Source organism: Calyptranema fuscum S582 (genome assembly GCF_055793305.1).
Map to the genome: position 1 here is coordinate 106,447 of NZ_JBSLYH010000012.1, position 15,095 is coordinate 121,541.

The 15,095-nt window shown below is 48.8% G+C and carries 8 protein-coding genes; 4 read left to right on the forward strand and 4 right to left on the reverse strand.

Annotated features, from left to right (window positions below; translation table 11 throughout):
- The first annotated feature begins 126 nt into the window (after positions 1 to 126).
- The gene (glgP, locus tag ACR6Z4_RS10765; RefSeq protein WP_479717265.1) at positions 127 to 2,784 is read left to right on the forward strand and encodes an alpha-glucan family phosphorylase; all 2,658 of its coding nucleotides are present in this window, start codon (positions 127 to 129) and stop codon (positions 2,782 to 2,784) included.
- A 190-nt stretch (positions 2,785 to 2,974) separates the two neighbouring features.
- On the opposite strand, the gene ACR6Z4_RS10770 is transcribed toward glgP, so the two are convergent.
- Both ACR6Z4_RS10770 and ACR6Z4_RS10775 read right to left on the reverse strand, forming a co-directional pair.
- Positions 2,975 to 3,616 (reverse strand): hypothetical protein, encoded by a 642-nt coding sequence (locus tag ACR6Z4_RS10770; protein ID WP_479717266.1) that lies wholly within the window; start codon positions 3,614 to 3,616, stop codon positions 2,975 to 2,977.
- 268 nt (positions 3,617 to 3,884) lie between these two features.
- On the reverse strand, positions 3,885 to 5,933 hold the full coding sequence (locus ACR6Z4_RS10775; protein ID WP_479717292.1) for a M48 family metalloprotease: 2,049 nt from the start codon (positions 5,931 to 5,933) through the stop codon (positions 3,885 to 3,887).
- Positions 5,934 to 6,912: 979 nt separating this feature from the next.
- Between ACR6Z4_RS10775 and ACR6Z4_RS10780 the strand changes: the two genes are divergently transcribed.
- Positions 6,913 to 7,830, forward strand: a complete 918-nt coding sequence (locus ACR6Z4_RS10780) for a WD40 repeat domain-containing protein (RefSeq protein ID WP_479717267.1) — start codon at positions 6,913 to 6,915, stop codon at positions 7,828 to 7,830.
- A 71-nt stretch (positions 7,831 to 7,901) separates the two neighbouring features.
- Here the strand turns inward: ACR6Z4_RS10780 and ACR6Z4_RS10785 are convergent, their stop codons facing one another.
- Entirely contained in the window at positions 7,902 to 9,032 is a 1,131-nt protein-coding gene (locus ACR6Z4_RS10785; protein ID WP_479717268.1) for a TRAP transporter substrate-binding protein, read from the reverse strand.
- 436 nt (positions 9,033 to 9,468) lie between these two features.
- On the opposite strand from ACR6Z4_RS10785, the gene ACR6Z4_RS10790 reads away from it, so the two are divergent.
- The gene (locus ACR6Z4_RS10790) at positions 9,469 to 10,674 is read left to right on the forward strand and encodes an MFS transporter (RefSeq protein ID WP_479717269.1); all 1,206 of its coding nucleotides are present in this window, start codon (positions 9,469 to 9,471) and stop codon (positions 10,672 to 10,674) included.
- Positions 10,675 to 11,310: 636 nt separating this feature from the next.
- The gene (locus ACR6Z4_RS10795) at positions 11,311 to 13,101 is read left to right on the forward strand and encodes a sensor domain-containing diguanylate cyclase (protein ID WP_479717270.1); all 1,791 of its coding nucleotides are present in this window, start codon (positions 11,311 to 11,313) and stop codon (positions 13,099 to 13,101) included.
- Here ACR6Z4_RS10795 and ACR6Z4_RS10800 read toward each other — a convergent pair.
- Positions 13,098 to 15,095 carry a hypothetical protein gene (locus tag ACR6Z4_RS10800; RefSeq protein WP_479717271.1) on the reverse strand — a complete coding sequence of 666 codons (1,998 nt, stop codon included), beginning with the start codon at positions 15,093 to 15,095 and terminating at the stop codon, positions 13,098 to 13,100. The genes ACR6Z4_RS10795 and ACR6Z4_RS10800 overlap by 4 nt on opposite strands.

Consider the following 15,095-nt stretch of genomic DNA (forward strand, 5'->3'; position numbering starts at 1 on the left):
AGCAGGTTCATTCATGTATGATTCTTAATCAATTCAGGGGACTCCTGCAAACAGTGTTAAAAGCTAAGGATTTTATTGTGGATGCATCGAAAATAGTCTTAGCGTGAATAAGAGATGCAGTTTAATATGAAGCCGATTCGGACATTTAATGTCTCTCCTTCTCTTCCCCAACAGCTGGAGCCATTGCGTAAGTTAGCCTACAACATCCATTGGGATTGGAACTGGGACGCAAAAGATCTCTTTAGCCGTCTTGATCGAGATTTATGGGAATCTAGCAACTTCAACCCGGTCTTGATGCTAGGGACGATTAGCCAGGAACGCTTGCGAGAAGTCTCCGAAGATGAGGGATTTCTGGCACAAATGGAGCGGGCAGCCCGTCAGCTTGACGATTACATCCAGCAACGAACCTGGTATCGTAAGCACCGCAAAGACTTTCAATCGGGCGGCAAAATCCGCAATCCCCAACCCGCTTCTGGCAACAATGCCTCGCAGCTGACTGATTGTTATGCTTATTTTTCGGCTGAGTTTGGTCTAACATCGAGCCTGCCCATTTACTCTGGGGGGTTGGGTGTGCTGGCGGGAGATCACCTCAAATCAGCCAGTGACTTGGGCTTGCCTCTGGTCGGTGTGGGGTTACTTTACCAGGAAGGCTATTTTGCTCAATACCTCAATGCCGACGGGTGGCAACAAGAACGCTATCCGATCAACGATTTCTACAATATGCCGTTGCATCTAGAACGGCATCCCGATGGCTCAGAGATTCGCATTGAAGTGGAATATCCAGGGCGAATTGTCTATGCCCGGATCTGGCGGGTGCAGATTGGTACGGTGCCGCTTTACCTGCTGGATACAAACATCGAACCCAACAATCAGTATGACCAGGACATTACCGACCAACTGTATGGCGGCGACCTGGACTTGCGGATTCATCAGGAAATTATGCTGGGGATCGGTGGTGTTAAAATGCTGCGCGCCCTGGGCTTGAAGCCAACGGCATACCATATGAACGAAGGTCATTCGGCGTTTCTGGCGCTAGAGCGGATTCGCCTGATGATGGATGAGGCAGGGTTATCGTTTGCGGAAGCCAAGCAAGCTGCTCAGGCAAGCCAATTGTTTACCACTCATACGCCTGTGCCAGCGGGCATTGACCTGTTTCCCGGTGACAAAATCATTCACTACCTGGGGCACTACGCCGATAAATTCAGGCTGTCGAAGGAAGAGTTCCTGTCGTTGGGGCGAGAAAATTCTGGTGACCTGGCATCTCCCTTCAGCATGGCAATTTTGGCTATCCGTATGGCTAGTTTTGTCAATGGGGTTAGCCAGTTGCATGGTGCGGTGTCTCGTTCGATGTTTAAGTCGCTCTGGTCGGGTTTGCCGCTCGATGAAGTACCGATTACATCCATCACCAATGGCGTTCATGCACCCAGTTGTGTCGCCAAGTCTACTCAGGAGTTGTACGATCGCTATTTAGGGCCGAGTTGGTATCGTGCGCCAGCGGATGATCCGGTATGGGAGCGGGTTAACTCGATTCCCGACGAAGAAATGTGGCGCAACCATGAACGAATGCGGTCAGAATTGGTCGTTTTCGTTCGGGAGCGGTTGCAGAAGAGTTTGCGGCAACGAGGTGCTTCGGGCGCTGAACTGGCGCAGGCGCAGGAAGTGTTAGACCCCAAAGTGCTGACGATTGGGTTTGCACGTCGGTTTGCCACCTATAAACGGGCAACGCTGTTTTTGCGAGATGTCGATCGGCTCAAGCGGATTTTGCTAGATTTGCATCGCGATCGCCTGATTGGAGGCAAACTCAGCCAGCAAAAGCGGTTGGTACAATTTATCATTGCCGGTAAAGCGCATCCCAAAGACAGTCCAGGCAAAGAGCTAATCCGCGATATTGTTCACTTCATCCGCGAAGAAGGCTTGAGCCACCATATCGTGTTTATTCCCAACTACGATATCCATGTTTCGCGGTTGATGGTGGCAGGGTGCGATGTTTGGCTGAATACGCCCCGCCGTCCGCGTGAAGCATCGGGTACGAGTGGCATGAAAGCTGCAATGAATGGTTTGCCCAATTTAAGTGTGCTGGATGGCTGGTGGGATGAAGCCGATTATGCGCGCACCGGCTGGGCAATCGGTCATGGCGAAGAGTATGACGACCTGGAATATCAAGATGAGGTCGAAGCCAATGCCCTCTATGAGCTGATGGAGCAAGAAATCGTCCCGTTGTTTTATCACCGGGATGAAGATGGCTTGCCCAGAGGCTGGATTGCCAAAATGAAAGATGCGATTCGTTTAAATTGTCCGCGCTTTAACACGGCTCGGATGGTTGGAGAATATGCAGAACGGGCGTATTTTCCCCTGAGCGATCGCTATCGCACGTTAATTGACAATCACTATACCCCTGCGAAAGAGCTGGCGCATTGGCACTGGCACTTGTTTGAGCATTGGTATGACATCAAGATCGAATCGGTCGATGTCTCTGAAGAGGCGGATGTTCAGGTGAATCAGGCGATCGCCGTCAAAGCAAGGCTGCGGCTGGGCGCACTTTCCCCCAAAGATGTGCGGGTAGAACTCTATCAGGGTTCAATCAACGCCAGCGGAGAAATTGCCCATGGCATCTCTTTGGTGATGGATTACCAGGGGCAAGACCCGGCAGATACTGCCATTAGCCTGTATACCAGCAACATTATCTATAGCAACAGTGGCTTACAGGGCTTTTCGCTGAGAGTGCTACCCGATCACGAATATCTCAGCAGTCCTTATGAACCCGGTTTAACCCTCTGGGCATAGGTAAGGATATACAGCAGCCGTCGAGACGGTTAAATCAGAAGGTTGTGTGAGAACCTGCGCTCCGCGCAGGTTCTCACACCATATTTCACGCCATAAAAACAGACGTTCATTTAGGGGAGCGCGGCGATGCCGCGCTCCCCTAAATGAACGTCTGTTTGATTTAATTCACATTTCTAAGAGGGGGTGCAGACTAAGGTTGATCGGTTGAATTGCGATCGCCCACCATCCAGCTTTCCCAGTGATCGACCTTTTCCCAAATGGCAGATTGTACCGGGAGAGTAAACTCAATTAAATCTGAGCGAAACGTATAGCCCACCCAGGCCAGGGCGCTGCCCATGGTGGCGATCGCCACAAACAAGATGCTACTGAGTACTCGAACTTGCGATCGCAAGCGCACAATTTCCTGACTATAGCGTTCCAACTCAGCTAAAGCAGTCGGGTTCACGACAGCCTGAGCCCCCTTTTTTGGCTTCTTCTTGTCATCCATCAAGCCAAATAGTTCTTTGACTTCAGGCACCAACCAGCGAACAATCAATCTCGGACAATTTTGCTGGAGATAGCGTGCTCCGGCAACTTTGGCGATCGGTTTAGATCGTTTAGCGACCCACTTGGCGGCTCCATTCACCGGGCGAAACCGCAACTTTTGGTTAATCAGATGAACACTGGCAACATCATACAGGCGATCGATGATGAGCTTAGCGGCAACCTCTTCTCGGATAAACATTTCCTGGAGCAGTAACAAAACGTCTTGCACACACTCCTCTTCCATGCGTGCTTCCTCTACCCGTTTTGCTAAAACTCTAGCTTGCTTAGGGGATGTTTCCTTAACCATTTTGAGTGAGCTGTGCTGTGCAGGTGAATGTCACTGAAGCTTAGATGACTAGCCCGGTCTAAGAGTTCCAACTAGTGTAAAACTACCTTACCTTTAAATATGGCATTGCTGAATAGAGGGATAAATTTGCCTGAGAAACCTTGCGGGTTTTATTTGATGTGTGCTCCTCAGGATCGTGGATTTAATAAAACCGAAGATTTATTTTTGGAAGCGCGGCTCCGCCGCGCTTCCAAAAATAAACTTGCGGGTTTTAATTAATTGGTGATCCTTAGCTGAGAATCGGCAAAACAAAACTCAGAATAATCGCTCCAAACCCCAGTACCAGCGCCCAAAAACGGTGATAACTGTGAACCGTCCATTTTTGTTCGCAATCCATGCGCATCAGATCCACCCAGGGCATCATGCCTCGCCGGAACCAGCCCACGGTGGCAACTTGCTGATAGACAAAGCCATCTGCCTGAGTCATCCCAAACAAAAAGTTACCTAACGGTCCAAAGCGAGAGGAGTAGCGCAAAAAGATCATGCCCGTCGGGTCTTGCATTTTGAAATCTGAGCCAAAGCGATTGCCCGGATCACCCCGCCCAATGATCTGACCACTCAGTTTGACCAATCGTCCCCGTAAAGGACTGGCATAGGGATCGGACAATAGCGTTAACACATCGGTCACAGGAATGCGAGGAACACCGGGATACATGACAAAGGTTTTGAACAATGTGCCAATGCCAAAGCAAAATAGCACCAGTGCGACCACGGCAATTATCGGGATGTAGCCCATTGCCAGTAGCGCAATCCCTATTCCCAAGCCGATCGCAGCACCCAATATATCAGCACCAAACAGGAGTAAATCTAAAATAAAATTGCTATAAAGCCGTTGCTTACTCAGGCGTCGTCCTTCTTTGACCACTCGCGCCATGTCAAATTCAGTATCCAGACCCAGTTGCTCTGAATAGGTGCTGAGTGCCCGGACTCGCTTGCCCGTCAGCGGGTGGGTTGAACTGAGTTCCATCCACCATGCCCAGGGGTTAAACATATCCCACAGAAAAACCTTACCGACCTTCTGGGGATCTGACGCAATGCGGTAGGCAGTTCCAGTCAGCGCGGCGGCACGGGGATCACAAATGCCCAGAGCACGCGTGCCTTGCAGCAGTTTGTTGGGGTTGGGATCACGTTGCCCTTCTTCGAGAATACCGTAGGCAATTTTGATCAGCGATCGCGATAGTGCATTGGGGTTGCCTGTGACTTCAGCGGCAAAGTGATCGGCATAATATTCACGAGTACGAGACAAGTACAACACCAGATATTCTCCGGCAATGTAGAAGATATATGCCATCAACGCGGTGGTATGAGCACCGCTTTTAATTTTTTTAGCAATATCACTATTCCCTAACTTATCTGCCATCTCGCGGGTGTAGACATAGATCAAATATGTAATTTGCACCAGTGTTGCTGCCAGAGTCATGACGGCAAAATCCCAATGGACAATATGCCCCATTTCGTGAGCATAGACCGTCGCTACTTCCTCATCATCCAGATACGTAAAGATGCCTTGACTGACCACCAGGCGGGCACCACTGCGAAATGAACCGTAGGTAAAAGCCGTCGGGTTTTGGTCATCGATAATGCCCAGACGCGGTTGCTGAATCTTTTTCTTTTGGCAGACCGTACGAATCACCCGTGCCGCTTCCGGACTTTGGCGCTCAATCTGAGACAGAGACACCCACTTTGTGCCATAAAGCAGGTGTTGGACAATATCCATGACGATGGGTGCGACCATAAACACGATGCCATTGAAAAGAATCGTGATTACAATCGCAATCATTAACCACAACGTCGGATTTTGGCTGTCTTGAATCAGCAACAAACTGAACGCTAAAACCATCACCATGCCAAACAGCAAAGACATCGTGATACTCGACGCCAGTAAAAGATTGCCCGTCACCCCCTTCATGGTGAGCTTGACCCAATCTTTAGCCGATCGCCCTGCTTTAGGAATCTCTTGTGCCACCGTCGATTGAGCAGTTTCATTGCCCGCTCCCTCACCGCCTGATCCCCCTGCCCCAAGAGATGCAGATTCATTGCTGGCATGAGGATTGAAGCTTGGGTCAAGTTGCAGAATATATTTATCTGCCCAAAGTTTAATAAACTGCTTCTCATGGTTCATCAAGTGGCGGCAAAGGGCGATCGCCGCTTCCGTCTGACCATTACCTTTATAGGCTTTGACGAGATACGTTTGAGCTTGGGGATAGTCTGCGTGGGTCGGGTCTGCTCCCTGACAATAAGCTTCCAAGGCTTCTACCGCCTCAGCAAAGCGACTCATCTTCAGGGTTTTATTGCCCTGCTTCAGCAGATCTGCCGCTGCTTCTGGGGTAAGGGATGGGGCAGAGGATGCTGTCGTTACACCTGCGACAGGCGCTGGGGCAGGCATTTCTGAGGCTGTCTCAGAAGGCGCTACAGTAGGAATGGCTTGGGCTGAAGACTGTCGTTGCTCGGCTTTGAGTAGATTGGGTAATGATTGCTGTGCCCATGTTTGAATTTGTGGTGGTGCTGTGGCAATGAGTTGTTGGCATAAGGCGATCGCCTGGCTAAATTGCCCTGTTGCCTGATATGCCTTAAGTAACCAGACTTGTGCCTGGAAATAGTCTTTATTAGAAGGGGTATTTGCAGACGCTTGAGCGTAGTTCTGACAAAAGGCTTCCAGCGATCGCACAGCCTCTGGGTAGCGTTTTTGCTGAATAGCTGCTGCACCAGCTTGGAACAATTCAGTTTGGGCAGACATAACGATTTCCTACGTAACTGAGAGTTTCAGGAGCATTTATCACTTCATCATTCCCCGAAAAAAATCCCCAGTTGCCTGATAGTCAAAATCTTGAAATTTAGATGCCGTATTGTTTTGTTTGTGTGTATGGGTAGACTAGATGCAACCTACCAACTGGGTTGATTCGGGCTTACTGGTCGTCAACAACACGTTGTATCAATAAAATTACGGAAGATACTGACTCATCTTCATCACAGTGGTTGTGTGAGAGCCGCGCTCCGCACGGCTCTCACACAAAACGTGGACGTCACGCCATTGAAAATTGCTGTATAGCGAGGCTGAGCCACACCATAAAATAATTTCCGATAAAGACTATTACTGATAAATCTGGGTTCATCCAGGAAAACTATCAAGATTCAAAATGGAGAGGGGATTCCTACGGAATTAACACTTTCAACGTTGATGATTGTCTGTAACTTACGGCTACATCCAAACAATCAAATTTGGGAGTCTGGTTAGAATGGGTAACTTGACATACACCATGACACAGGAAAAAGCGTCCATACCCATCTGCCAAAACTGGCACTGTTCACAGACCCTACGCGGACACAGTTCTTGGGTGCGAGCCGTTGTCATTAGTCCAGATGGGCAAACGATCGCCAGTGGCAGTGGTGACAAAACCGTCAAGCTGTGGTCACTCCCCGCAGGCACCTTACTTCACACGCTGGAAGGTCATACTGCCTGGGTGCGAGCGGTTGCTATCAGTCCCACCAACCAGATCCTCGCCAGTGCCAGCAACGATAAAACCATTCGTCTATGGCATCTGCCGACCGGGAAAGCATTGGGTGTACTGGAAGGGCATGGAGATGGTGTGCGATCGCTTGCCTTTAATTTATCCGGCGATACGTTGATTAGCGGCGCACAAGATAACACCATCAAATTGTGGGATCTGCCCAACCAACAACCTTACATGACCTTAGAAGGTCATCAACATTGGGTGCTCTGCCTCGCTACAACACCCAGCGGACGGACTCTGGTTAGCGGTGGGTATGATGGCAAAATTGGTATCTGGCAATTGAGCACGGGCAAGTGCTATCGGGTTTTGCAAGCCCATACTGGGGAAGTCTTAAGCGTTGCCATTAGTCCTATCGTCCGCTTGCTTGCCAGCGCCAGCACTGACCAAACGATTAAATTATGGAATCTAGAAACCGGGGCACTGATTCGCACGCTGGAATCCCATACAGAAGCTGTCAATGCGATCGCCTTTAGCCCAGATGGGCAATTTCTTGCCAGTGCCAGTTGCGATCAAACCATCAAAATTTGGCGAATCGCTACCGGACAACTCCTGGAAACGCTGACGGGTCATGAAGGTTGGGTGTGGTCGGTTGCCTTTAGCCCTGATGGACACCATCTGGTCAGCGGTGGCTGGGATGGCACTGTAAAAATTTGGAGTTGTTAGAAAATCGATGATGGCTGTTGAGAGAGAGCCGCGCAGAGCGCGGCTCTCTCTCAACAGCTTATATTTCGCGCCTACGGCTCAATCTTGGAATAGGTGTAGCTGGTGAAGCTGCCTTCGCTGAGTTTATTCCAGGCATATACGCGATCGCGGAATTGTTTCCATTCTTCAAAAATGCTTTTGAAGTCAGCATCTTTTGCCGCAAATTCGTCATACAGTTCAAACGAAGCTTTCTCGGCAGCAGACATGATCTCTTCGCTATAGCCGCGCAATTGCACACCCGCGTCAACCAGGCGTTGCAAAGCTTCATTGTTCACCGTGTCATAGCGTGCCAAGGTCGCCATATTGGCTTCAAACGAAGCCGTGCGGATGACTTCCTGATATGCAGTTGGCAACTTGTTCCATTCATTTAAATTGATCTGTACTTCCAGCGTGGTGCCGGGTTCCCACCAACCGGGGTAGTAATAGAACTGAGCCACCTTATTTAATCCCAGCTTTTCATCATCATAGGGCCCTACCCATTCAGCCGCATCCAATGCCCCGGTCTGCAACGCTTGAAAAATTTCGCCACCCGCAAGCGTTTGCACCGTCACACCCAACTTGCCCATGACCTGCCCACCCAGACCTGGAATGCGCATTTTTAAGCCTTGCAAGTCGGCAACGGTTGAAATTTCTTTGCGAAACCAGCCCCCCATTTGGGTACCTGTGTTACCTGCCGGAAATTGAATCACAGCAAACTTGCTGGCATAAAACTCTTGCAGTCGTTTGAGTCCACCCCCTTCATACAACCAGGCGTTTTGCTGTTGAGCCGTAAATCCAAATGGTAAAGACGAACCAAACCCCATGACTGGGCTTTTGCCCACATAGTAATACGATGCACTATGACCGCATGGCACAGCCCCTTGAGAGACGACATCCAATACTTCCAGACCGGGAGCCAGTTCGCCTGCTGCCCGAGGTGTGATTTTGAACTTGCCACCCGTCATTGCTGCCACCCGTTCTGCAAACGTTTGGGCACCTTTGAATAGGGTATCGAGAGATTGAGGCCAACTGGTTGCCATTTGCCATTCAATGTCTGGTAACGATGAATCAGTCGTGGCAGTATTGGTCGATGACCCTGATCCAGATGCACAGCCAACGACCCCAACCGCAGTGGCACTGATGGTTCCGTATGTTGCCGCTCTCAAAAGCTTCCGCCGTTTCATATAAAGCCTCTTTTTGCTGTCTCAAACTTATAGATTTGCACCTATTGAGTAATGCTCTAGTGTTGCAAACACGAAATTTTGCAACATGGGGGTTTGGGGGCTGCGCACCCAAGAGGGGGTGAAACCCCCTCCACCCCCTCTAAAACTTTTAAGTGGGTGTACTAGTTGTTGCAAACACGAAATTTTGCAACATGGGGGTTTGGGGGCTGCGCACCCAAGAGGGGGTGAAACCCCCTCCACCCCCTCTAAAACTTTTAAGTGGGTGTACTGGATGCAGGGGTCATTTTTTGAAAAGCTCACTGAGTGAGCTTTTCAAAAAATGACCCCTACATTTAAACCAGATCACACCTATCGCTGAATTGTACATAAACGAGGATTTCTACAATAACTGCTACGTTTAAGCTGTAACGAATGGTTATAAAACGGTGTCCCGTCTATGCCTTTGCCAAGCGATCGCACTGCGATGTCTGCTGAGTTTGTTTCGTCGGCTCAATATCGCTTATGGCTGATCTGCATTTGTGGTGGAATGTTGTTGTTTTTTACCCAGGTGACGATTTTATTCCCGGTGTTGCCTATTTATCTAACGCAACGGTGGGGAGATAATGCCCCGGTAGGGCTGGTCGTCGGGGCAATGGCAGCCGGACTCCTATTTTTTCGTCCCTGGATTGGCGTGTTGATCGATCGCTGGGGTCGCAAACCCATTTTGTGGCTGGGGCTGCTGTTAATGGTCGGAATTTTGGGGTGGTACGCGAAGGCACCCAATCCCACATGGTTAATGGGAGCGCGGGTGCTGCATGGCATCAGTCAGGCAGCAGTAGCAACTGCCTCCCAAACATTACTGGCAGACTTAGTGCCTGCCGAACGACGGACTGCCATGATGGGCTATTTGGCGATGTCGAATACCATCGGCTTTTCACTGGGACCATTGCTGGGTTCGATCGCCTTTGCCAGGGGTGGGTTTGAAGCAGTGTTGTGGGTCATGGGTGCGATAACCGCTTTAGGATTTTTGATGAGTGTGCCGTTGCCCTGGTTCATGAGCAGTTTGCGATCGCCATCTACTTCACCACAAACGGCGATCGACCCACTTAAAGGCTTTCCCTGGCATTACATCGTTAAGTTTCCAGTCCGCGATGCCACCTTCTTCTTTTTCATTGGCTCCTTTTTGCATGGCGGCGTAGTAACTTTTTTACCCCTACTGGTGAGCCACTCAGCCCTGTTTTATAGTGTCAATGCTTTGGTTGCCGTTTTGGTGCGCTTTGGCTTGGGTCGGTGGGGGCACCTGGTTTCGCACCGTTGGATTGTAAGTCTGGCGCTTTTATGCTCGGGTGTTGGGTTGATAGGACTTTCCCAGTTTCCCCGCTATCTAATTCTGTGGTCGATGATCTATGGACTGGGTTTTGGCACCTTATTCCCGGTACTATCGGCGATCGTTTCCCTGGCAGCTCCTGTAGAAGTGCGGGGTCGAGTTTATAGTTTTTTCCTGGCAGGGTTTGATGCCGGTATGACCTTGGGAGGAGCAGGTGTGCAACCTTTAACCATGCTGGTTTCGTTGAGTGCTTTGTTCACATTATTGGGTGGAATTGGCTGTAGCATGAGCTTGGTCGCATTTCGACGATTTACCTACGCCCCCAAAGGGACTTAGGAGCGTAGATTTAATCAAACCCAGCCGTTTATGTTGGGACGCGCAGCGTCGCCGCGCGTCCCAACATAAACGACGATTCTATTAAATCCACGATCTTGAAGGAATTCAACCAATTAAATGAATCACACCGGGGTTTGTTAGCGCGGTGCAGAGTATAGCGCTGACAAAAGAAACTATTATGAATGCAATGGTGGAGGCAACGATTGGTCTAATTGTTCGCACCCAGGCAATTCATCTGAACATCCCTTACCCAAAACCAGTCTCTTAGAGAACATGAAAGCACCTTCTTAGAAAAACTTTCATAGTCTTACAGCGCTTCGCGCTTGAATATGTTTAGATTTTTTGTTGTGTGCCGCGCTCCGCACGGCACACAACAAAAAATCTGTGGCTTAATCAATTGAAAATGGCTGTAGGATCACCAATTAATTAAACCCGGAAGTTTATGTTTGGAAGCGCGCTCCGCCGCGCTTTCAAACATAAATCTTCGGGTTTATTAAATCCACGATCCTTAGTTATTTTCTGACAGATTAAATATTACCCGGTCAATAAGTGCTTCCTGGAGTATGATTGTAATTTATATTACAAGGATTTTGGGCATTATTAAGATTTAAACAGCTCAAATCCCAGACCCCTGAAATGTCCCATCAATTCGCCAAATTGAGTCGTCTCTCTGGCATTCGTTTTCTCGCAGATCTGAGTTGCCGCTTGTTTGGCTTGCCCAGCATTAGTGATTTAGAAACGCAGTTAGAGAAAGAAAGAGTAAAGCTTCAACAAATTATTAGGCAACAGAAAACGCTGTATCGGGTCATTAGTAAAATTCGGGCATCTTTAGACCTGGAGACTATTTTTCGAACAACTACTAAAGAAACATGTAAACTTCTGAATGCAGAACGGGTTGCAGTCTATCGCTTTTATGAAGATTGGGGTGGCGAATTTGTTGGAGATTTTGAATTTGCCGAAGCAGGCTGGCAAGAAGCAGAAGTTTTAGGAAAAAATACGGTCTGGAATGACTCCTATCTTCAACAGCACCAGGGAGGGCGATATCGCAACAATGAAACTCTGGTCGTTTCGGATATTTACCTGGCAAATTTGTCTCAATGCCATATCGATGTATTAGAACAGTTTTATATTCGGGCTTATGCCACAGCGCCTATTTTTATTGGGCAAAAATTGTGGGGCATTCTGGCTGCCTACCAACACTCCCAAACCCGTGACTGGGAAGCATCAGAAGTCGAATTTTTAGCTCAAGTTGCGCTTCAGTTGGGGTTTGCCGTGCAACAAGCCGAACTGTTAGCCAAAACCCAACAAAGAGCCAGAGATCTGCATGAAGCAAGTGAGCAGCAGAAGATCTTGTTGCGTTTAATTGTTGAGATTCGCGAATCGCTTGACCTCGATACCTTGTTCAAAACTACGGCAAGAGAAGCTCGTAAAGCCTTGCGTGTCGATCGGGTGGGCATATTTCGGTTTGAGCCAAATTCTGATTATTGCTCTGGTTTATTTGTCTCTGAAAGTGTTTTGCCCGCTTACACCTCAACGATGGATATTGTTATTCATGACCATTGTTTTGGCGAAAGTTACGCTGAAAACTACCACAATGGGCGGATGCAAATTTTAAATAACATTTATAATTCAGGGCTAAAGGATTGTCATATCGCATTACTGGAACAGTTTCAAATTAAGGCACAAATTATCGTTCCGTTGATGAATGGAGAAACCTTATGGGGCTTGCTCTGCATTCATCAATGTAGCGAACCTCGGCAATGGACAATCGCTGAAATTCAGTTTGTCAAACAGCTTGCCGCTCAGTTTAGTGTGGCGCTGGGGCATTCTGACCTGTTGGCGCAGACTCGTTCTCAATCTAAGCAATTAACCCAAACCTTGAAGGCTTTGCAACAAGCAAATTTTCAGCTAGAAGAGTTAGCTCGAATTGATGCATTGACTCAAATTCCTAATCGTCGCTATTTTGATGAAGTCTTGGATAAAGAGTGGCAACGCTTGAGACGGGAAGAACAAATTCTGTCGCTGATTTTGTTTGATATCGACTATTTCAAGCTCTACAACGATTCGTATGGGCATCAAGCAGGGGATGATTGTTTAAGACAAATAGCCCATGCCGCTCGCAGAGTATTAAAACGTTCAACAGATTTGGTAGCTCGCTACGGGGGAGAAGAATTTGTGGTGATTTTGCCGAATATTGATCAACCCAATGCTATTGAAGTTGCAAGACAGATTCAAGTAGCCGTCAGAGATCTGGCAATTCCCCATCCCACCGTGCCTACGGGTCAAAAAATAGTAACGGTGAGTTTAGGGATTGCAAGTCAAATTCCTGCTCTCAATAAAACCCCTCAAGATCTGTTTGTTGAAACCGATCAGGCACTGTATGAAGCCAAAAAACAAGGTCGCGATCGCTGGGTCTGTGCCAGTTAAGATTCAAACCGTTTTCCGCCAGCTACCACTTTCAGTTTGCCTTGTTTCCAGCCCAATGAAATGGGCACGTCGCCCGTGACAGGGCGGTATAGCTCAAATTGATTTAACCAATCATATGTTTCACCGTTACGGGTGACGATGGGCAGTTCATTTTCAGAATTGTGGCGGAGTTTGAGGGTTTCGCCAGTGCTACTGGTCAATTGCACAGTGCCCTGAGCGATCGCTGCTACGTCTAATTTTCCCTGAGTAATCACAGCTTGCTTGAACTGATCATAGCGACCGTGCGAATTGGCTTCTCCGACTTCAAGAGCAAACCCAGCATAGTCGTTGCCTTGAGGCATCGCTTTAAATGTTTGTTCGTCTTGATAAGCAGTAGCCGTTTCTTCATCAGGAATTGCAACGGCTTCTAGATCGCTCAGATGAATGGGATGAAGGGCAAGCCAGGTCTGGTCTAACCGCAAAAACCAGATCCCAGATTCATGCTCTATCTCAGCCGTTTTAGGGGCTTGAAAGAAAAATGCAGAGTCTGTGTCATCCGATGAGACTGGACGTAGCCACAGCAGTAAATTACGATATTGTCCGATTTGATCGCCTGATTTTTTACCTATTTCAACCCAGTTTCCGCCCGTATTGGCAACAAAAAAATCAACCCCTCGCTGACTGTTTTCTGCCATCAGCTTAAAGGGCGCGACATCACCATCCGGAAAGGCTGAGACAACACTCCCCATTTGATACGTCTGCGCCAAAAAGTTAGTTTCCCAGTAGGCCGGTTGATCTTCACCACCGGGTTTCCAGTTTTCGTAAATCGGTTTGGTGTTGAGCAGTTCTACAGGCTTATCAAAGTGTTTGTGCGCCAGTTCTACCACGGCAAGCGGCGGACGATAGCTACTGGTGATCGCATGAATCACATCTCGTTCGGGTTCAGGGTTTGGTTGAATCGTATCGCCAAAATATTGCCAAAAAAACTTTGCCGATGCCGATGCAAACACTACATTGCTGGCACCATGATCGCGTTTGACGGGTCCCCCCCAACTGCCGTGGTAGTATTTCACAGCCGCCGTCGCTGCCAGCCAATCTAACGCAGATTTAGCCAGGTGTTTGACGTCAGGATCTTGGGCAAAGTCGTAGAGATTGAGGTAGGGAGCAAAGGTATGTCCGTGGTAGTTGGATGAATCCCATTCCCCCATGCCAATGTTGTAAAGTGCCCACACATAGCGCTGGATTTTTTGTTTATAGAGTTGGCGGACTGCTTCATTGCCCGTGGTTTCTGCCATCAAGTAAACCGAAGTTTCGCGCATCGCTCTAAGGTTATCGGTGCCGCGAATATCCACCCATCTGCCCCGTCGCGACATACTCCAGTCGTCGCCGGTACCCTCACCATTGCCATAGCGAGGATGGGGACGTTCAGCCGGATCTTCCTCTGTCCAGCGTTTTGCACCGTCGTACATCCGCTGTCGGTAAGCTGGGTCGAGCCATTTGCCCAAGAAAAAGTACTTGCGCATCTGCCCTTTGAGGGTGAAGGCATAGTAATAATCGATGCCATCCGTTTGCGCCTGGTCACTCGCGTCGGCATCTTCACTTTGAAGAAACTCTAATGCCTTCTGGCGATCGCCTGCCAAAAAATCAAACATGGCGTAGGGGTACGATCGCTTTTCATTTTCCTGGCTGGTATTGCCATAATCCTGTCCGGCGTAATAGCGAATGGCAGCATTTGCCCGTTGCCAAAATGCTGCTTCCAGTTCGGGAGTCCATTCATTGCGCAGGGCTGGATCAATCGGTAGCGGTTCAATCCGAATCTGTCCATCAGCATCAGTGGTAATGTTGGGCAAATCAGTTGAGTCAGCGATCGCCCCAGGTTGTTCAACGGCGATCGCAGGCGATCGTTGATCTGCAACCGGAGAGTCGAACGAGCGATCGGCAGCTTGGCAGCCCCAAACCAGCAACGCGACCAAACCAGCCATCAATCCATAGCGAATTAGCGAGAACAAAGCCAT